Annotated in this window: 16 protein-coding genes and 3 tRNA genes; 8 read left to right on the top strand and 11 right to left on the bottom strand. The window is 58.4% G+C overall.

Going from position 1 to position 19,244, the window contains the following annotated elements; translation table 11 throughout:
* Positions 1-3 precede the first annotated feature (3 nt).
* From amiB to nnr, 3 genes are read right to left on the bottom strand one after another with little or no spacing between them, the layout of a single operon-like run.
* Positions 4-1,659: an N-acetylmuramoyl-L-alanine amidase AmiB gene (amiB, locus tag AC6I8P_RS02115; protein WP_371824683.1), complete on the bottom strand. Its 1,656-nt coding sequence runs from the start codon at positions 1,657-1,659 to the stop codon at positions 4-6.
* Complete coding sequence (tsaE, locus tag AC6I8P_RS02110) at positions 1,659-2,135, bottom strand: tRNA (adenosine(37)-N6)-threonylcarbamoyltransferase complex ATPase subunit type 1 TsaE (RefSeq protein WP_059012451.1); 477 nt, start codon at positions 2,133-2,135, stop codon at positions 1,659-1,661. The genes amiB and tsaE overlap by 1 nt, the downstream gene beginning before the upstream one ends.
* 3 nt (positions 2,136-2,138) lie before the next feature.
* Positions 2,139-3,656, bottom strand: a complete 1,518-nt coding sequence (gene nnr, locus AC6I8P_RS02105; protein WP_072217103.1) for a bifunctional ADP-dependent NAD(P)H-hydrate dehydratase/NAD(P)H-hydrate epimerase — start codon at positions 3,654-3,656, stop codon at positions 2,139-2,141.
* On the opposite strand from nnr, the gene queG reads away from it, so the two are divergent.
* Complete coding sequence (gene queG / locus AC6I8P_RS02100; protein ID WP_152390393.1) at positions 3,655-4,794, top strand: tRNA epoxyqueuosine(34) reductase QueG; 1,140 nt, start codon at positions 3,655-3,657, stop codon at positions 4,792-4,794. The genes nnr and queG overlap by 2 nt on opposite strands.
* A gap of 431 nt (positions 4,795-5,225) precedes the next feature.
* Here queG and AC6I8P_RS02095 read toward each other — a convergent pair.
* The 4 genes from AC6I8P_RS02095 to orn all read right to left on the bottom strand — a co-directional run bounded on the left by AC6I8P_RS02095 (position 5,226) and on the right by orn (position 6,528).
* A tRNA-Gly gene (locus tag AC6I8P_RS02095) sits at positions 5,226-5,301 on the bottom strand.
* 199 nt (positions 5,302-5,500) lie between these two features.
* Positions 5,501-5,576 (bottom strand) — tRNA-Gly (locus AC6I8P_RS02090).
* Between the two features lie 91 nt (positions 5,577-5,667).
* Positions 5,668-5,743 (bottom strand) — tRNA-Gly (locus AC6I8P_RS02085).
* A gap of 236 nt (positions 5,744-5,979) precedes the next feature.
* Complete coding sequence (orn, locus tag AC6I8P_RS02080; RefSeq protein ID WP_021508132.1) at positions 5,980-6,528, bottom strand: oligoribonuclease; 549 nt, start codon at positions 6,526-6,528, stop codon at positions 5,980-5,982.
* Positions 6,529-6,630: 102 nt separating this feature from the next.
* Between orn and rsgA the strand changes: the two genes are divergently transcribed.
* The 3 genes from rsgA (at position 6,631) to mscM (ending at position 12,023) form a co-directional block, all read left to right on the top strand.
* Positions 6,631-7,680 carry a small ribosomal subunit biogenesis GTPase RsgA gene (rsgA, locus tag AC6I8P_RS02075; RefSeq protein WP_031279822.1) on the top strand — a complete coding sequence of 350 codons (1,050 nt, stop codon included), beginning with the start codon at positions 6,631-6,633 and terminating at the stop codon, positions 7,678-7,680.
* Positions 7,681-7,773: 93 nt separating this feature from the next.
* Complete coding sequence (gene asd, locus AC6I8P_RS02070; protein WP_021508134.1) at positions 7,774-8,670, top strand: archaetidylserine decarboxylase; 897 nt, start codon at positions 7,774-7,776, stop codon at positions 8,668-8,670.
* A gap of 17 nt (positions 8,671-8,687) precedes the next feature.
* Positions 8,688-12,023 (top strand): miniconductance mechanosensitive channel MscM, encoded by a 3,336-nt coding sequence (mscM, locus tag AC6I8P_RS02065; protein WP_058759873.1) that lies wholly within the window; start codon positions 8,688-8,690, stop codon positions 12,021-12,023.
* 46 nt (positions 12,024-12,069) lie between these two features.
* Here mscM and mdh read toward each other — a convergent pair whose 3' ends face one another.
* Positions 12,070-13,005 carry a malate dehydrogenase gene (mdh, locus tag AC6I8P_RS02060; protein WP_021508136.1) on the bottom strand — a complete coding sequence of 312 codons (936 nt, stop codon included), beginning with the start codon at positions 13,003-13,005 and terminating at the stop codon, positions 12,070-12,072.
* Between the two features lie 420 nt (positions 13,006-13,425).
* On the opposite strand from mdh, the gene argR reads away from it, so the two are divergent.
* The 4 genes from argR (at position 13,426) to yhcN (AC6I8P_RS02040) (ending at position 15,379) form a co-directional block, all read left to right on the top strand.
* Positions 13,426-13,896 carry a transcriptional regulator ArgR gene (gene argR, locus AC6I8P_RS02055; RefSeq protein WP_021508137.1) on the top strand — a complete coding sequence of 157 codons (471 nt, stop codon included), beginning with the start codon at positions 13,426-13,428 and terminating at the stop codon, positions 13,894-13,896.
* A gap of 492 nt (positions 13,897-14,388) precedes the next feature.
* A complete protein-coding gene (gene yhcN / locus AC6I8P_RS02050; RefSeq protein WP_477530183.1) occupies positions 14,389-14,652 on the top strand; it encodes a peroxide/acid stress response protein YhcN in 264 nt (87 codons plus the stop codon).
* A 90-nt stretch (positions 14,653-14,742) separates the two neighbouring features.
* Entirely contained in the window at positions 14,743-15,009 is a 267-nt protein-coding gene (locus AC6I8P_RS02045) for a YdgH/BhsA/McbA-like domain containing protein (RefSeq protein WP_021508139.1), read from the top strand.
* A gap of 103 nt (positions 15,010-15,112) precedes the next feature.
* The gene (gene yhcN, locus AC6I8P_RS02040; RefSeq protein WP_021508140.1) at positions 15,113-15,379 is read left to right on the top strand and encodes a peroxide/acid stress response protein YhcN; all 267 of its coding nucleotides are present in this window, start codon (positions 15,113-15,115) and stop codon (positions 15,377-15,379) included.
* Positions 15,380-15,438: 59 nt separating this feature from the next.
* Here yhcN (AC6I8P_RS02040) and AC6I8P_RS02035 read toward each other — a convergent pair whose 3' ends face one another.
* The 3 genes from AC6I8P_RS02035 to aaeB all read right to left on the bottom strand — a co-directional run bounded on the left by AC6I8P_RS02035 (position 15,439) and on the right by aaeB (position 19,242).
* On the bottom strand, positions 15,439-15,708 hold the full coding sequence (locus AC6I8P_RS02035) for a barstar family protein (RefSeq protein ID WP_104188189.1): 270 nt from the start codon (positions 15,706-15,708) through the stop codon (positions 15,439-15,441).
* 15 nt (positions 15,709-15,723) lie between these two features.
* Positions 15,724-17,178, bottom strand: a complete 1,455-nt coding sequence (locus AC6I8P_RS02030; RefSeq protein ID WP_104188187.1) for an NAD-dependent succinate-semialdehyde dehydrogenase — start codon at positions 17,176-17,178, stop codon at positions 15,724-15,726.
* Positions 17,179-17,289: 111 nt separating this feature from the next.
* Positions 17,290-19,242, bottom strand: coding sequence for a p-hydroxybenzoic acid efflux pump subunit AaeB (gene aaeB, locus AC6I8P_RS02025; RefSeq protein WP_021508143.1), 1,953 nt, complete (start codon positions 19,240-19,242; stop codon positions 17,290-17,292).
* Between the last annotated feature and the right edge of the window lie 2 nt (positions 19,243-19,244).

Below are 19,244 nucleotides of genomic sequence, written 5' to 3'. Positions count from 1 at the left end.
TCATCAGGATTGTGGAATCTTTAAATTTTGCCCCAGCATCACGTTGCTCGACTTCATGTTATTCGCCTGCATGATGGCTTTCGGGCTGACGCCGTACTTCGCGGCAATCGCCGTCAGCGAATCCCCGCGCACCACTTTGTGCCGCGCCGGACGGCTGGCCGCGCTGCTGACGCCGGAACCGGCCGGCACTTTCAGCCGCTGGCCGACCCACACCACATCGCGCTTCAGGTTATTCAGCTCGCGCAGCGTCGCCATGCTGACACCGTATCGCGCGGCGATGCCGGATAGCGTCTCGCCGCGCGTCACGGTATGGCGCTGGGTAGCACCGGTGTACTGCACGGTGCCGGTCGCCGGGTTGCTGGCGACGCTAACCGCTGGTGCGCGATCCAGCGGCCGGTTTTCCTCCTTTGGGACCGATTGCAGCGGATGCGCGAGGAAATAGTTGCGCAGTCCTTTGTAAATCGACTGGGCAATCTTTTCCTGATACGCGCTGCTGCCTAGCAGCCGCTCCTCCCCGGCGTTACTGATAAAGCCGGTTTCAACCAGTAAAGAAGGGATGTCCGGCGAACGCAGCACGCCGAGGCTGGCATGTTCCGGCAGACGCTTGTGCAGCGGCGTTACGCCGCGCAGCTGCTGCAATACTTTGACCGCCACGTCATAGCCGACGCGCTGTGAATGGCCAAACTGCAGATCCAGCACCGCCTGGCTCAGGTAAGGATCGGCCTGGCTGTTCGCCAGCAGATCGCCCGCGCCGCCCAGCAGCTCAGACTGTTTCTCTTTCTGCTCCAGCCAGTTAGCCATTTCGCTGTTGGCGCGACGGTTGGACAGCACCCAAACCGAAGCCCCGGTGGCAGAGTGATTCGGTGCGGCGTCGGCGTGAATCGATACCAGCAGGTTAGCGTTCTCTTTACGCGCCACCTCGGAACGGCCCATCACCGAAATAAAGTAGTCGCCGTTACGCGTCAGCACCGGTTTAAACATCGGGTCCTGATCCATCAGCGCTTTGAGCTTCCGCGCGATAGCGATGGTGACATTCTTTTCATGTAAGCCGTGCTGGCCCGACGCGCCAGGATCCTGACCGCCGTGACCGGCATCAATCGCCACGATCACCGCATCATTACGGCTGACAGCACCGCCCGGACGCACCGTGGTGTTGCTGCTGGTCACCGCCGTCACCGGATTGGCGTTGAACGGATTGCCCTGGCTGGTCGTAGCGCTGTCGCTCTGGCGCGCACGCGTCACCGGTGCCGCCGCGGTGCTGCGTCTGGCAGGCTGGGTGCCGCTGATGGTGAAGACCACGCGGTACTGATTGCCGTCGCGCTGCGTACTGGCGCGCGTTTTCGCCGCCTGGGTCAGCTCAAACACCAGCCGGATGCTTTGCTTATCCTTTGGCTGGCTATTACGAATCCGTTTAACGATGTTTTCGCCGCTAAAGTTGAGCGGCAGCCCCTGAATATTGCCGCTCTGGCGAATATCCAGCACCACCCGGTTCGGGTTGTGCAGCGGAAAGAAGCCATACACCGGCTGGCCGTTGAAGCTCAGGGTCACCGTCGCCTGGCTGTCGCCGTTATCGACTTTGATATCCGATAGTGTCGCGGCCAGCGCCGACGAGGAGAACAGACACAGCAGGGCGAGCATCATCCCGGTAACGCGTGACATCATGCCGGTTCCCTGCCCTGCTGAAACTGCTGCAGCAGCGTATCGCCCAGCGGCGAATGCGCGCTGATTTCCGCTGCGCGCGCGCTGGCAACGTAGCTTAGCGTCAGTGCCAGATCCGGCTCTGGCAGCACACCCGCGCCCTGCTGCGGCCACTCAACCAGGCACAGCGCGTCGCCGCTGAAGTAGTCACGGATGCCCATAAACTCCAGCTCTTCCGGGTCGGCGAGGCGATAGAGATCGAAATGGTACAGGCTGCGGTCGCCCAGCTGATAGGGCTCAACCAGCGTATAGGTTGGACTTTTGACGTTGCCCTGATGGCCAAGCGCCTGCAAAAAGCCGCGGCTGAAGGTGGTTTTACCGGCACCCAGATCGCCATACAGATAGATCACCACCGCGCTGCTGCAAACGCGGGCCAGTTGCGCACCCAGATTCAGGGTTGCCGCCTCATCGGGCAAAGGAATAACACAGGTCTTCATGCTTTATTGTTGGATCATCTCTGGATTAACAAACTGCCACAGCAGTGCGAACAAATCAGTGGCTAACATGCCGCGCGTCCCGCGCTGTCGCGCTACCGCATCCGCCGCGGCACCATGCGCGACACAGCCCGCACAGGCGGCGTCAAACAGGGTGGCCTGCTGGCCCAACAGGGCGGCGATAATACCGCTTAGCACATCGCCCATACCGCCGGACGCCATGCCTGCATTGCCGACATCCGCAATCGCCATGTCGCCCGTCGCGCTGGCAATTACCGTACCGGCACCTTTCAGCACCACCACGCCGCCATAGCGGTTTGCCAGGGTTTGCGCGGCGTGTAAGCGGTCACTCTCAATCTCTGCGGTTTTCACCCCGAGCAGGCGTGCTGCCTCGCCGGGATGCGGCGTAATGATGCGATTCTGACGGTTATCTGCATTGATTGCCAGCAGGTTAAGCGCATCAGCATCCCAAAGCATCGGCTTTTCACTCAGTGCCACCTTTTTCAGTGCCTTCTGAGCCCATTCACGCTGGCCAAGACCGGGGCCGATGGCGATGACATCCGCCCACGCCAGCGCGTCGTCCAGCCGCGCGTCGCTCAGGGCATCCACCATTAGCTCCGGTCGTGCGCTGAGAATCGGACCAATATTATCTTCATGCGTTAACACCCGCACAAGCCCGGCACCGCTGCGCAGCGCCGCTTCGCCGGTCATGCGGATGGCGCCGGCCGTACCGCTGTCGCCGCCAACCACCAGCAAACGGCCGTGATCGCCCTTATGCGAGGTGGCTTTGCGCGGCTTCAGCCAGCGCGGTAAATCCGCTGCAGCGTAGCGATGAATCGGCGCCGGCTCGCCAGCCAGAAACGCGTCCAGACCAAGCGTCGCGCAATGCAGCACGCCGACGTGGTCACGCGCTTTGCCGGTGAGCTGACCGGGCTTCAGCGCAATCATACTTAACGTACAGTCCGCCACGACCGCCGCCCCTGGCGTGGTGCCGGTCGCCGCCACCAGCCCGGAAGGGATATCGACGGCAAACACCGGCGCGGCGTGCGCATTGATCTGTTCGATCAGCGACTGATAAGGCGCGGCAGGCGCGCGATTCAGCCCGGTGCCCAGCAGCGCATCAACAATTACGTCGATGTGTTCCGGCCAGGCAGCGTCGGCGGCATGAATCACGCCGCCCGCCGCCAGCCAGCCGTCGCGCGCCTGCTGTGCTTCTTCCGGCAGCGGACGTTCGCTGTCACAGGCCAGCAGCGTCACGCTCAGCCCGGCGGCCTGCGCCAGCCGCGCCACCACGTAGCCATCGCCGCCGTTATTACCGTGGCCGCATAAAATCAGCCAGTGCTGCGCCTGCGGCCACTGCTGGCGAATCCGTTCATAACTGGCCTGCCCGGCACGCTGCATCAGTTCATACAGCGTCAGTCCCAGGCTATCGGCGGCGTCGCACTCCAGTTGCGGCATGGCCTGCGCAGGCCAGACAGAGTGTGGTAAACTGCGTGCGTTTGCTTCAATTGCCTGGTCTCTCATGTCATACCCTCTCGATCTTCAACAGCTCGCTCAACAGATTAAACAGTGGGGGCGCGAACTCGGCTTTCAGCAGGTGGGGATTTGCGATACCGACCTGAGCGCCGAAGAGCCGAAACTGCAGCAGTGGCTGGAGAAACAGTATCACGGCGAGATGGACTGGATGGCGCATCACGGCATGATGCGCGCCCGTCCGCATGAACTGCTGCCCGGCACGCTGCGCGTGATCAGCGTACGCATGAACTATCTTCCGGCCAAAGCCGCGTTTGCCAGCACGTTAAAAAACCCACAGCTGGGTTATGTCAGCCGCTACGCGCTGGGCCGCGATTACCACAAAGTATTGCGCAATCGACTGAAAAAGCTCGGAGAAAAAATCCATGCCCACTGCGGCGAACTCAATTTTCGTCCGTTTGTCGACTCCGCACCGATTCTGGAGCGGCCGATTGCCGTCAAAGCCGGACTCGGCTGGACCGGCAAACATTCGCTGGTGCTGAATCGCGAAGCCGGCTCGTGGTTTTTCCTCGGCGAACTGCTGATTGATCTACCGCTGCCGGTGGATGAGCCGCAGCAAGAGCAGTGCGGCCGCTGCGTCGCCTGCATGACCATCTGCCCGACCGGCGCCATCGTCGAACCTTATGTCGTCGATGCGCGCCGCTGCATCTCCTATCTCACCATTGAACTGGAAGGCGCCATTCCCGAAGCGCTGCGTCCGCTGATCGGCAACCGCATTTACGGCTGTGACGACTGCCAGCTGATCTGTCCGTGGAACCGCTATGGTCAGCTGACCGATGAAGAGGATTTTTCGCCGCGCGCTGTGCTGCACGCGCCGCAGCTGGTCGAACTGTTCGGCTGGGATGAAGCCCGTTTTCTGCGCGTCACGGAAGGCTCTGCCATTCGCCGCATCGGCCATCTGCGCTGGCTGCGTAACGTAGCGGTGGCGCTGGGTAATGCGCCCTGGGCACCCGAGAATCTTACGGCATTAGAACAGCGGCGCGGTGAACATCCGCTGCTGGATGAGCACATTGACTGGGCGATAGCGCAGCAGCGGCAAAAGCGCGCGGCGCAGGCGATAGAGGTGCAATCGGCACAGCAGCAGCGGCTGGTGCGCGCCGTCGAGAAAGGGTTACCGCGTGATGCATGATTGAGCAATCGCGCAGGATATTATGCTTTTCCACATGCTGTGAATAAAATTATTTCCCCGAATAGTGACGTGGATCGTTATTTCGTCTAAAAGGGGCATTCACAGTCTGAAATATCATTTACCCAATAAAAAACATAGAGTTAGATAATTACTGTAAACATTTACGTCGGGTTTTGCGCGCAGGGGCTTGTCCAGATCTTGTGGATAACTCTGTTCAAAACGGTTTTGCAGATAGGGTAAAACGCCGTCAGCACGTTGCGGGCGCATTGTGGATAACCTGTAAGATTACTGCAACAGACGCAGACATCTCAGGCACTCACGCGGCGTGCAAAATTTCCAGATAACAAACGGAACCGCACAGGTAAAACGACTGCAGCAGTTGTATGTCTGATTGTGCCCGGGGGCAAATAACTTTAGTGAATATGAAAATCTGGAGCGGGAAACGAGACTCGAACTCGCGACCCCGACCTTGGCAAGGTCGTGCTCTACCAACTGAGCTATTCCCGCATAATCTTCGTATTTTAGTCTGCCACGGCGTTGGCTGCCTTCGCTCACCCAGGTCACTTACTCGTGTAAGCTCCCAGGGATTCGCTCAGTTGCCGCCTTGTTGCAAACTCAAAGACTCGATTATGTACCGGCATTCTTAAGTCACAACAACCGCAAAAAGACTAAATCCGTGATTTGGATGGCGTACTGCAACAGAGACTGGAGCGGGAAACGAGACTCGAACTCGCGACCCCGACCTTGGCAAGGTCGTGCTCTACCAACTGAGCTATTCCCGCATAATCGTCGTCTTTCATTGCGCTGCGGCTTTAACGGCCTGGACGCAGTTGAAATCCTTAATTCTGATGCATTACTTTTTACTGCACGTTCTGGAGCGGGAAACGAGACTCGAACTCGCGACCCCGACCTTGGCAAGGTCGTGCTCTACCAACTGAGCTATTCCCGCATCATTGTCTTTCAATCTGCTGCGGCGTTGACCGCCTTAGCGCAACTGAACTACCTGATTCAGAACATTTGTTACTTTTACTGCTCCGTACCTGTTGTAAATTCTTCACCGGTACGGGGTGCGCATTATACGAGAATTCCTTCCCGCCGCAAGCGTTGCAAAGCAAAATTTTGCGCTTTGCGCGCGTTTGCTGTTTTAATCGGCAAACTGCTGCTTTCCTGCGCACCCGCGTTGATTTACAGCTGCAGGAAGTGCTCGCGGTAGTAGGCCAGCTCGGCAATGGACTCACGAATGTCGTCCAGCGCCTGATGCGTACCGGCCTTTTTAAAGCCTGGCAGAATCTCTGGCTTCCAGCGGCGCGCCAGCTCTTTAAGCGTGCTGACATCCAGATAGCGGTAGTGGAAATAGGCTTCCAGCTCTGGCATGTACTTAAACAGGAAGCGGCGATCCTGGCCAATGCTGTTGCCGCAAATCGGTGAGGTGTTGGCCGGAACCCACTGCTGCAGAAACGCAATCGTCGCCTGCTCCGCCGCACGATCGTCATGCTGGCTGGCCTTCACGCGCGCAACCAGCCCGCTATTGGTGTGAGTGCGTACATTCCAGTCATCCATCAGCGCCAGCTGCGCATCGGACTGATGCACCGCCAGCACCGGCCCTTCAGCCAGAATGTTGAGGTTGGCGTCCGTTACAATGGTGGCGATCTCAATAATGCGATCGCGCTCCGGATCCAGTCCGGTCATTTCCAGGTCGATCCAAATCAGATTGTTTTCATTTCCCGCTGTCATGCATTTCCCGCCTGTTGCCAAAGTCGTCATTAGCCTGAATTAAGGTGTATCATAGACGTTTTGCCCAGCGGGGCGAAGCCTGGCGAAAGCGTGAGAGGATGCGTGAGCAAAAATAAATTGTCGAAGGGTCAACAACGTCGCGTCAGCGCCAACCATCAGCGTCGTCTGCAGCAACGGAACGAAAAGCCGGAACCGGACGACAGCCTGTTTGGTGAAGCCTCTGAGGGCGTAGTGATCAGCCGCTTTGGCATGCACGCGGATGTGGAAGACAGCGCCGGCGAGGTACATCGCTGTAATATCCGCCGCACCATTCGCTCGCTGGTCACCGGCGACCGCGTGGTGTGGCGCGCCGCGGGTGAAAACGGCGGCAAAGGTATTGTTGAAGCCGTACACCCGCGCCAGACGGTGCTGACGCGCCCGGACTTCTATGACGGCGTGAAACCAATCGCCGCTAACATTGATCAGATCATAATTGTGTCGGCGATCCTGCCAGAGCTGTCGCTGAACATTATCGATCGCTATCTGGTGGCCAGCGAAACGCTCGGCGTGGAGCCGCTGCTGGTACTGAATAAAACCGATCTGCTGGATGACGACGCGCGGGCGTTTGTCGATGAGCAGATGGATATCTATCGCCACATTGGCTATCGCGTACTGATGGTGTCGAGCCGCGCCAAAGATGGACTGAAGGATCTGGAAGCGGCGCTCACCGGCCGGGTCAGCATTTTTGCCGGCCAGTCAGGCGTGGGTAAATCCAGCCTGCTGAACAATCTGCTCGGCCTCGACCTGGCAGGCGATGAGATCCTGACCAATGATGTGTCGGACGTGTCCGGCCTCGGCCAGCACACCACCACCGCCTCACGGCTGTATCACTTCCCGCACGGCGGCGATGTCATCGATTCACCTGGCGTGCGCGAGTTCGGTTTGTGGCATCTGGAGCCGGAACAAATTACCCAGGGATTTGTCGAATTTCGTGAATTTCTCGGCGGTTGCAAGTTCCGTGACTGCAAGCACGACAACGACCCAGGCTGCGCCATCCGCGAAGCGGTGGAGAACGGGATCATCGACATTTCACGCTTCGATAACTACCACCGTATTCTGGAGAGCATGGCGCAGGTAAAAACGCGTAAAAACTTTTCCGCCAGCGAAGATTAACGGGTACAACGGCACATTCGCCAACTGACCGGGGCGCTGCTACAATCCGCCCCCTTTTGTGTAAACCAAACGTTATTAAGCCAGGAGGCAACGGTGTTTGATCGTTTTAAACTCGGCCTGAATCACATTCTGCCTAAAAAAGCGCTGACCGAACTCGCCGGTTGGGGCGCCAGCCGCCGCGCTGGCTGGCTGACCAAAGCGGTCATCGACATTTTTGTCTGGTTCTACAAAGTGGATATGGCGGAAGCCAGCAAGCCGCACACCGGCAGCTACCGCACCTTTAATGACTTCTTTGTACGCCCGTTAAAAGAGGGTGCGCGCCCTATCGATCCGGACGCTTCGCTGCTGGCCTTGCCAGCGGATGGCGCCATCAGCCAGCTGGGCCGTATTGCTGGCGATCAGATCTTCCAGGCCAAAGGCCACACCTACTCGCTGCAGGCGCTGCTGGCCGGCAATGACGACCTGGCGGAAAAATTTGTCGACGGTGAGTTCGTTACCACGTACCTCGCGCCGCGCGACTACCACCGCGTGCACATGCCGTGTAACGGCATCCTGCGCGAAATGATCTACGTGCCGGGCGATCTCTACTCGGTTAACCCGCTGACCGCGCGCAACATCCCGAACCTGTTTGCCCGTAACGAACGCGTGATCTGCGTATTCGATACCGATCACGGCCCGATGGTGCAAATTCTGGTGGGCGCCACCATCGTCGGCAGCATCGAAACCGTCTGGGCCGGCACCGTGACGCCGCCGCGCGAAGGGGTGATCAAACGCTGGCGCTACCCATCGGCCGATCATGATGGCGCGGTCGTGCTGCTGAAAGGTCAGGAGATGGGCCGCTTTAAGCTGGGCTCGACGGTGATCAACCTGTTTGCGCCGAACCGCGTTAAGCTGGCTGAAAGCCTTGAAGCCGAAAGCAAAACCCGCCTGGGTCAGCCGCTGGCTATCGCCCTGCCGCAGCCCGGCGACAGCGCTCCGCTCATCGACTAATTCCGGGAAACACCGCCGTGCGCGCCTCTCTTTTTCTGCTGCTGAGCCTGGTGCTCAGCAGCACCGTCTTTGCCGCCACCGTTCCACCCGCCAGCCAGCTGAAACAGGATCTGGAAACGGCGAAATCCGCGAAAAGCTCGCCCAGCCAGGCCGAACAGGTGCAGGCGCTGGAAGCAGCAATTAACTTTCTGTCCGAACGCGACGACTCGCTGGAACGGGCGAAACAGTATCAGCAGGTGATCGATGATTTCCCGCGGCTGGCGCGCGAGCTACGTCAGCAAATCGCCACGCTGACCGACAGCAGCAAGCCAGTGCGCAGCAACATGAGCAATGCCGAGCTGGATCAGGAGATCCTGCAGGTTAGCAGCCAGCTGCTGGAGGAGAGCCGCCAGGCGCAGCAGGAGCAGGATCGCGCCCGCGAAATCAGCGATTCTCTGTCGCAGCTGCCGCAGCAGCAGACCGATGCGCGGCGCGCCATGACCGAAAGCGAACGGCGCGCACAGGGCGTGGCGGCTGCCGCTACCCCGCTGGCACAGGCGCAGATTTATGCGCGTCAGACCGAGAGCGCTGCCAGTAAAGCGCGGGTAGATGAGCTGGAGCTGGCGCAGCTGTCGGCCAATAACCGTCAGGAGCTGGCACGCATGCGCGCGGAAGTGCATCAGCGCAAAGCCACCCAGCTGGATAACTATCTGCAGGCGCTGCGCAATCAGCTCAATAACCAGCGCCAGCGTGAAGCCGAACTGGCGCTGGAGCGCACCGAACAGCTGGCGGAAAACAGCGGCGATCTGCCGGCCTCCATCAGCGATCAGTTCCGCGTTAACCGCGAGCTCTCCGCCGATCTGAATCAGCAGGCGCAGCGTATGGATCTGGTGGCCTCGCAGCAGCGTCTCGCCACCAATCAGACATTGCAGGTGCGACAGGCGCTGAGCACGCTGCGCGAGCAGTCACAGTGGCTGGGCGTGTCGAACCTGCTGGGAGAAGCGCTGCGCGCGCAGGTGGCGCGCCTGCCGGAGATGCCGAAATCCCAGCAGATCGACAGTGAAATGGGCCAGCTGCGCGTGCAGCGGCTGCATTATGAAGACCTGCTGGAGCGCCAGCAGGCGCTGCGCAAAGAGAAACAGGCGGACGGCACGCCGTTCACCAGTGAACAGACGCGCATTCTGGATGCCCAGCTGAAAACCCAGCGTGAACTGCTGAACTCACTGATTTCCGGCTGCGACACGCTGATTCTGGAAATTACCAAGCTGAAGGTTTCCAATACGCAGCTGCAGGACGCGCTGAGTGAAGTCAAAGAGGCGACGCACCGCTATCTGTTCTGGACCGCCGACGTCAGCCCGGTTGGCCTGAAATATCCGCTGGATGTGGCCACCGACCTGACGCGCCTGCTGTCGCTGGACACGCTGGGCCAGCTAGGCAAAGCGCTGGCGATGATGTTCACTAACCGCGAAACGGTGCTGCCGATTATTGGTGCCATTCTGCTGGTGGGCTTTAGCATCAGCACGCGTCGTCACTACAACGCCTTTATGGCGCGCGCGGCCAGCCGCGTGGGGAAAGTAACGCAGGACCGCTTCAGCCTGACGCTGCGCACCGTCTTCTGGTCGATTCTGGTCGCGGTGCCGCTGCCGGTGCTGTGGGCCGCGCTCGGCTTTGGCCTGCAGCACGCCTGGCCTTACCCGTTTGCCGTGGCGATTGGCGATGGCATCACTGCCACCCTGCCGCTGCTGTGGGCATTCATGATTAGCGCGGCTTTTGCCCGTCCTGACGGCCTGTTTGTCGTGCACTTCCGCTGGCCGCAGGCGCGGGTCGCGCGCGCCATGCGTTATTACTCGCTGACGGTCGGCCTGATCGTACCGCTGATTATGCTGCTGATTGCTTTCGCCAACCTCGACGATCCGCAGTTCTCCGCCACGCTGGGGCGCCTGTGCTTTATTCTGATCTGCGGGGCGCTGAGCATTGTCACCGTCAGCCTGAAACGCGCCGGTATCCCGCTCTATTTAGATAAAGAGGGCAACGGCGACAACTTCGTTAACCGGATTCTGTGGAACCTGATGATCGCCATCCCGCTGGTGGCGGCGCTGGCCTCCTGCATTGGCTATCTGGCCACCGCGCAGGCGCTGCTGGCGCGTCTGGAAACCTCGGTCGGCATCTGGTTCTTCCTGCTGGTGATTTACCACATCATTCGCCGCTGGATGCTGATTCAGCGCCGCCGCATCGCCTTTGACCGCGCGCGCCAGCGTCGTGCCGATATGCTGGCCAACCGCGCGCGCAGCGAAGAGGAAAAAGAGCAGCAGTCTGCCGTCAGCACCGATACCGTGGAAGTCGAAGAGCCGATCATCGATCTGGATGCGATCAGCGCGCAGTCGCTGCGGCTGGTCCGCTCGATTCTGACGCTGATTGCGCTGGTGTCGGTGATTGTGCTGTGGTCTGAGATTCACTCCGCGTTCAGCTTCCTCGACAACATTCCGCTGTGGGATGCCAGCACCACGGTGCAGGGCGTCGAGAGCGTACAGCCCATTACGCTGGGTGCCGTGCTGATCGCCATCCTGATCTTTATCATTACCACCCAGCTGGTGCGCAATATGCCGGCGCTGCTGGAGCTGGCGCTGCTGCAACACCTCAGCCTGTCGCCCGGTACCGGTTACGCCATTACCACCCTGACCAAATACGCGCTGATGCTGGTCGGCGGTCTGATTGGCTTTTCGATTATTGGCGTGGAGTGGTCAAAACTGCAGTGGCTGGTAGCGGCGCTGGGTCTGGGACTGGGCTTTGGGATGCAGGAGATCTTTGCCAACTTTATCTCCGGCCTGATCATCCTGTTTGAGAAACCGATCCGTATCGGCGATACCGTGACAATTCGCGATTTGACCGGCAGCATCACCCGCATCAATACGCGCGCCACCACCATTACCGACTGGGACCGCAAAGAGATTATTGTGCCGAACAAGGCCTTTATCACCGAGCAGTTCGTCAACTGGTCGCTGTCGGATTCGGTGACGCGCGTGGTGCTGACCATTCCGGCACCGGCCCACGTTAACAGCGAAGAGGTGACGACCATCCTGAAGCAGGCGGCCGATCGCTGTACCTACGTGCTGGATATGCCAGCGCCGGATGTGTTCCTGGTGGATCTGCAGCAGGGCATTCAGCTGTTTGAGCTGCGCGTGCACGCGGCGGAGATGGGTCATCGCATGCCGCTGCGTCATGAGCTGCATCAGCTGATTCTGCGCGGCTTTGAAGAGCATGGCATTGAGATGCCGTTCCCGCCGTTCCAGGTTCGCATGGAAACGCTGGGGCGCAAAACGCCGGCCAGCAACGGTTCGACTGCCAGCCGGACCTTCAAATCCGGAGGCCTGTAAAACAAAACGCCCGGCATGCGCCGGGCGTTTTTTCTTTACGCGCGAGTTACTTCACAAACTCTTCGCCCTGCGCGATATCTTTTTTCAGCGTCTCCAGCATGCCGTTAAGCGCCTGCTGTTCGAAATCACTGAGCGGCCCGAGCGGACGGCGTTCGGCGATACCGTTTTTGCCCAGCAGCAGCGGCTGCGAGAAGAAGCGCGCGTACTCGCCGTCGCCTTCCACATAGGCGCATTCAACGACATTGGCTTCGCCCTGCAGTGCACGAATCAGCGACAGACCAAAGCGCGCAGCCGCCTGGCCCATCGACAGCGTCGCCGAGCCGCCACCGGCTTTGGCTTCCACCACTTCGGTACCGGCATTCTGAATACGTTTCGTCAGGTCGGCGATCTCCTGCTCGCTGAAGCTGACGCCTTTAACCTGCGACAGCAACGGCAGAATGGTCACGCCTGAATGCCCGCCGACCACCGGCACTTCAATCTCCGTAGGCTGTTTGCCCTTCAGGGCAGCGACAAAGGTGTTGGCGCGAATCACATCCAGCGTTGAGACGCCAAACAGACGGTTTTTATCGTACACACCGGCTTTTTTCAGCACTTCGGCGGCAATCGCCACCGTGGTATTTACCGGGTTAGTGATGACGCCAATCAGCGCTTTTGGCGCGGTGGTCGCCACCTGTTCAATCAGGTTACGCACGATACCGGCGTTGACGTTAAACAGATCGGCGCGGTCCATGCCAGGTTTGCGTGCCACACCGGCCGAGATCAGCACCACATCGGCGCCGTGCAGAGCCGGCGTCGCATCTTCGCCACTGAACCCTTCAACTTTCACGGCGGTAGGAATGTGGCTGAGATCAACCGCGACGCCTGGCGTCACCGGGGCAATGTCATACAGTGAGAGGGCTGAACCTGCGGGTAATTGGGTCTTGAGCAGCAGAGCGAGTGCCTGGCCAATACCACCAGCTGCACCGAGAACGGCAACTTTCATCCTGAACTCCTTATTAAGGTGGGGCAGAGATATGCCGGAAATCCATCAGGTTACGAGTTTAATCAACTTCTCAGGCGATAGCGACACACCTGTCGCGCAATAACATTACGCCGCAATCGGCTCCCGAGACATCTCCACTTCAGAAGTCGCCTGAATGATCCAGTCGCAGCCAGAAGACTATGGACGGCAATGATCATCGTTTTGTTGTTACCACTTCAATAATATAACAACTTTGCAACCTTCGCTTTGCGCGCCAGCGCGCGATTTTGGTGCAGGATAAAACTCTGTTATCATGCCCGCCCCACACGCGCTTGCCGTGAATTCACGCATCCGCTTATTGCATAAAAATTCATCTAAATGCATAATAATTTATCTGCGACGGGCCTGTTGCCTGCTGCAACCCTCTTTTATTGGTAGCTTATGCGAAACCCATCTAAACAAGACGATCTGATAAAGGCGTTCAAAGCCTTACTGAAAGAAGAAAAGTTCAGCTCTCAGGGCGAAATCGTCCAGGCGCTGCAGGAAGACGGCTTCGGCAACATCAACCAGTCAAAAGTTTCTCGTATGCTGACCAAGTTTGGCGCGGTGCGCACGCGTAACGCCAAAATGGAGATGGTGTACTGCCTGCCTGCCGAACTGGGCGTGCCTACCACCACCAGCCCGCTGAAGAATCTGGTGCTGGATATCGACTATAACGATGCGCTGGTAGTGATTCATACCAGCCCGGGCGCGGCCCAGCTGATCGCCCGCCTGCTCGACTCCCTCGGCAAAGCCGAAGGCATTCTCGGCACCATCGCCGGTGACGACACCATTTTTATTACACCAGCGCGCGCCTTTACGGTGAAGCAGCTGTATGACGCCGTGCTGGTGTTATTCGAACAGGAACTATAAAACCCTGTCTGTTACCGGCGGTTCACCTGCCGGTAACCTTGCCCGCCCGCCCGCGTTTCTCCCGCTGTTTTATCGCCAACACCTTACAAAATAACCGCTTAGCCATATTCCGCCGGGTTCTCAATGCGCGAAAGTATTGGTACGACCTTTTCGCCTGCTTAACCCTTTGCGCTATTTTACGCTGCTTTACAATTAGTGCTCAGCGGTTATCTCTTGCTTTTAGCGCACAGCCAGCTTGATCAACCACATTGTTTCGCACAAAAAGATAATTTGATGCAGATCATTGTTTTTGCATGGAAATACACCCTCCTGGTTAAGATCCAGGCGGTTCTAATAACTTTGCGTTATAAAAATGTGCCATAAGGATAAAGAATTACAACCAATCATTATTAGCGGGATATTAATTTCATGGGTGATTAGATCTATAATTCTTTTCGTGATGCAAATCACACGAAATCAAAAAGAGAAAAACAGAAGACGAGGAAAAATACCATGAACGTTAAAACTACTATCGCCACCCTGAGTGTTCTATCTGCCCTGTCATTTGGTGCTTTCGCCGCAGATTCTATCAATGCCGAACAGGCAGTGAACCTGCAGCCGGTCGGCACCATCAGCGTCAGCGGCATTGGCGGCTCACCGATGGATATCCATCAGCAGCTGAACGCCAAAGCTGAAGCGCAAGGTGCTAAAGCCTATCGCGTTGTTGAGGCTTATAACGACAACAGCTACCACGCAACCGCGGAACTTTATAAATAAGTTTGCCGGAACAAGATGCAGTGTGAACGGCGACCCGTTTGAGAGGCGTTTGCCTCTCAGGTTGCCCACCCCATTTCAGGAGAGTGAATCATGAAAACCAAATTATCTATTGCTGTACTGAGTCTGGCTTCCGTTCTGTCTTTTGGCGCCAGTGCTGCCACCCTGGTAACCAACACCCAGGCTGAAAATCTGCAGCCGCTGAATCAGACCATTAGCGTGAGCGGCGTCGACGGCGACCAGACCAATATCCGTCAGGAACTGTCCCAGAAAGCCGATGCTCAGGGTGCGAGCCATTACCGCATCATTGAGAACAATCAGGACAACACCTTCCACGTGACGGCTGAACTGTACAAATAAACTTTAACTATCGATCCGGCGTTATGCAGTCGCCGGGAGAAGATCGACGACCCGCTTACCCTCTTCGTGCCGCAGGTTGTTGATTCTAATGAGGAGACGAATTATGAAAATCAAAACAACCATCGCAACCGCTACGCTGCTTTCTCTGTTCGCTTTTGGCGCTTCGGCTGCCCAACTGGTAACGGATGAATCCGCGCAGAATCTGCAATCTACCGGCCAGACCATTACCGTTAGCGGAACAGGCGGCTCACCTATGGATTACCGCGCTCAGCTTTCTCAGAAAGCCGATGAGCAGGGTGCCAGCGCGTATAAAGTGATTGAAGCGCGCACCGGTGACAGCTATCACCTGACTGCAGAGCTGTACAAATAATTCCTCGTCAATTCTGACGAACCCTTTGGCCCCGCCTGCCGGGGCCCTTTTTGGTTGTGCTACTGAACATTAAAGCGGAGCTGGCCTTCCAGCTCCTCTTCTGCCTCATCGAATAGCAATATCAGCGCACCATAGCGGCGTTTCTGCCCTTTTCCCAGATTGATGAACGCAATTTCCAGCGGCAGCGGGATCTGCTCGCCGATGATCATTTCCCACAGATCGTCCAGATCCTGAATGGTGCGATCCGCCAGCGCGAAACGTTCGCAAAACTGACGGTAGAAATGAGCCTGATCGACGATTTCATTGAAGTCGAAACGCTCGGTTCTCATGGTGACATCCTCTCGCTACGCCAGACCGCCGAGGTGCAGCGCTTTGACTTCCAGATACTCTTCCATGCCCAGCACCGATCCTTCGCGTCCCAGTCCGGACTCTTTCACGCCGCCAAACGGCGCCAGCTCGGTCGAGACCGCGCACTCGTTGATCCCAATCATGCCGGCTTCCAGCGCCGCCGAAACGCGAAACACGCGCTGCAGATTCTGCGTATAGAAGTAAGCCGCCAGACCGTATTCGGTGTTGTTGGCGCGCGCGATTACCTCAGCTTCATCGTCAAAGCGGAAGCAGGCGGCCACCGGACCGAAGGTCTCTTCCCGCGCCAGCTGCATCTCTTCATGCGCATCGGCAATCACCGTCGGCTGCCAGAAGTTGCCGCCCAGCGGATGGCGCTCGCCGCCCACCAGCAGTTTCCCGCCTTTGCTCAGCGCATCTTTGACATGCTCCGCCACTTTCTCCACCGCAGACGGCTCAATCAGCGGCCCGACCACCACGCCCGGCTCCACGCCATTGCCCACTTTTAGTTTGCCCACCGCCTCAGCCAACTGATGCACAAAGCGGTCGTATATTGCGTTGTGGATATAGAAGCGGTTAACGCTGACGCACACCTGGCCGGCGTTACGGAATTTGTTGGCGATAGCCCCCTGCACCGCCGCGTCGATATCGGCATCGTCAAACACGATATAGGGCGCGTTGCCGCCCAGCTCCATCGAGACTTTCTTCATGGTTTCGGCCGCGTTCCGCATCAGCGTTTTCCCCACTGCGGTGGAACCGGTAAAGGAGATTTTACGCACCGCGCGGGAAGCCATAATGGCGTCGCTGATGGCGTGCGTGTCGCCAGCTACCGCGTTCAGCACGCCGTCCGGCACGCCCGCCTTTTGTGCCAGCGCCACCAGCGCAAAGGCGCTGAGCGGGGTGTTATTGGCCGGCTTGATGATGCCGGTGCAGCCGACCGCCAGCGCCGGTCCGAGTTTGCGCGTCAGCATCGCCATCGGGAAATTCCACGGCGTGATGGCCGCGACGACGCCAATCGGCTCGCGCGTCGCCAGAATGCGTGAACCGGCTTTGGCCGGCGGGATAATTTCGCCGTTGGCGCGCTTCGCCTGCTCGGCAAACCATTGAATAAAGCTGGCGGCGTACTCTACTTCCCCCTCGGCTTCCTGCAGCGGTTTGCCCTGCTCGGCGGTCATCAGCTGGCCCAGCCAGCTTTTGTGCTCAATGATCAGCTGGTACCAGCGATATAGGATTTCGCTGCGCTGTTTGGCGGTTTTGTCGCGCCACGCCGGAAAAGCGCGCTGTGCGGCGGCAATCGCCTGTTCGGTTTCAGCCTTGCCGGCTTTCGCCACCTGCGCCAGTACCTCGCCGGTGGCCGGATTGGTGACATCAAAGGTGCTGCTGGCGGTGTGCCACTGGCCGTCAGCGAAGTAGCCAGTGTTGAACAGTTCGTGTTGTTGCAGGGAAGTGGACATCGTTATTCTCCTGTCAGTAAGCATCCTGTCAGGAAAGTATAGATGGCAATAATCGGGCAATGAGGGTCAGCGTGGCATCAGGCCAGCCGCTGCGCCAGGCAGCGGCCAGTTTCAGATTTGGATGAGGGTGTTCTGGTACTTATCCAGCATCATCGACAGCCGTTTCACCGGTTCCGTCACGCTGGCCGGGGCGGCATAGTGCTGCAGCTTCTGCTGATAAACGTCCAGCTCCTGCAGCAGGCGCTCAAAGTAGTAGCGCCGTTTATCATCGCTGCTGGCCGCAATAATGCGGTCGGCGGTGGCGCGCAGCTGGCGGTGATACGCCGACAGGTCGGCATTGACCGGTACCTCCGCGTTGCGCAGGCGCTGATGACCAATAATCAGCGTGAGCGCAATCCGGTACTTGTCGATATCGCCCGGGAACAAATTAAGCAGCAGGAACAGCTGCTGATAAAGCGCCGGTAAATGGTTTTCCCGCCGGCGCGCCTGATTGGTGGTCAGCGCTGCCACCGCAGCATACATAAAGCGATTCAGCAGCTTGCGTCCGGTGCGGGCTTTGGATTTGTCACGAATCAGTAAAATCACCATCATCGCCACAAAGCTGCCAATCCACTGGCCGAGCGCGTTGTCGAGAAACACGTTGAACTCAAACTTCATCGGGTTATCCAGCACCAGCACGTTGATGGTGCCGATCAGCGCGCCCAGCGTACCAATCTGCCGCCGCTGTACAAAGATGCCGCCGATAAAGCCGAGTGCGCCAATCGCGATACACAACAGCAAGGCACTTTGCTGGGTGCCCGGCAATACCCAGATGAAGTAGAGCATGCCCAGCGGCACCGCAAAGGCCATGCCGTAGAAGAAGTCTTTCGCCATCATCAGCGGATTCGGCATACGCATCGCCAGCGCGGTAATCACCGCCAGCATCACCATGCAGCCGCTGCCGGAAGTCCAGCCGGTATACAGCCAGAACAGCGAACCGAGCGCGGTGGCGACAAAAGTGCGCACGCCATTGATCATCGCATGATGCGTCTCCGCTGAACGCGCCTGGATCACCACTTCACGCTGCAGAATGCTCTCCTCCAGCGTGGTGATACGGCTGTTACTTTTGACGCCATTGATCAGCAGCAGATATTCGGTTGCTGCGCCGACCCAGCTGGCCAGGGTAAACGGCACGCTTTTACTGCTGACGCCGATAACGCGGCGCATCAGCTTCATGCGCTTATGTACGTCACTGACGCTGGTTACCTCTTTTTCAATCAGCAGGCGATACTGCGGCGGGATGTAATCCGGGCGCGAATTCTGAATCAGGAAGGTCTCAGCGGCCTGAGTAATCAGCGTCAGCGATAGCGTGTTGAGCATTTGCAGCCGGCGGCTGGTGTTGCTCCAGCGCGACGACTCCATCAGCAGCTGGCTGCGCATACCGTTGAGCGCGGTCGTGCGGCGCACCAGTGCGCTCCAGGCTTTGTCGACTTCCTCTTTATCCTCGTGTGCCACGCACAGCTGCAGCAGGCGGTAGTGCGCTACCAGCAGCGCATCCACTTCCGCATCAATCACTTTCTTGATCGAGCGCGGAGAGAACAGCATGTCGGCGAGAATGGCGCACAGGATACCGAGCACAATTTCGCTGCAGCGCTCCACGGCGAACTGCGGCGCCAGCGTCAGACCGCCGCTGGCATCTGCGGTCACCACGATAATCAGCGCAGTGTAGCCGGCGAGGCCCAGCGCGTAGGAGTTTTCGACTTTAATCAGCGATGAGAGCCAGACGCACATGCCGGCCCACAGGCAGCACAGCAGCAGCATCACCACCGGCGCGCGCACCGTCGCAATCATGATGGTGAGTGCCGCGATACAGCCGATAAAGGTGCCGATAATACGCAGAACGCCACGGTAGCGCAGCGCGCCAGAGTAGGGATCGCCGCCCGCGGCAAAGGCGGTGCCGCCAGCCACGATGCCGGCGGTCATCACCGCCCAGCGCGGCGTTTCCAGATTGAAGTGAAAGCCAATCATCAGCGCCGCCACCAGCGCGAAGGTCAGCTTTACCGGGAAACGCAAAAACTCAATCATAA

This window comes from gamma proteobacterium symbiont of Lampromicra miyakona (assembly GCF_059730895.1).
The sequence above is the reverse complement of the archived record's forward strand: the minus strand, read 5'-3'. Positions and strand labels throughout refer to the sequence as shown.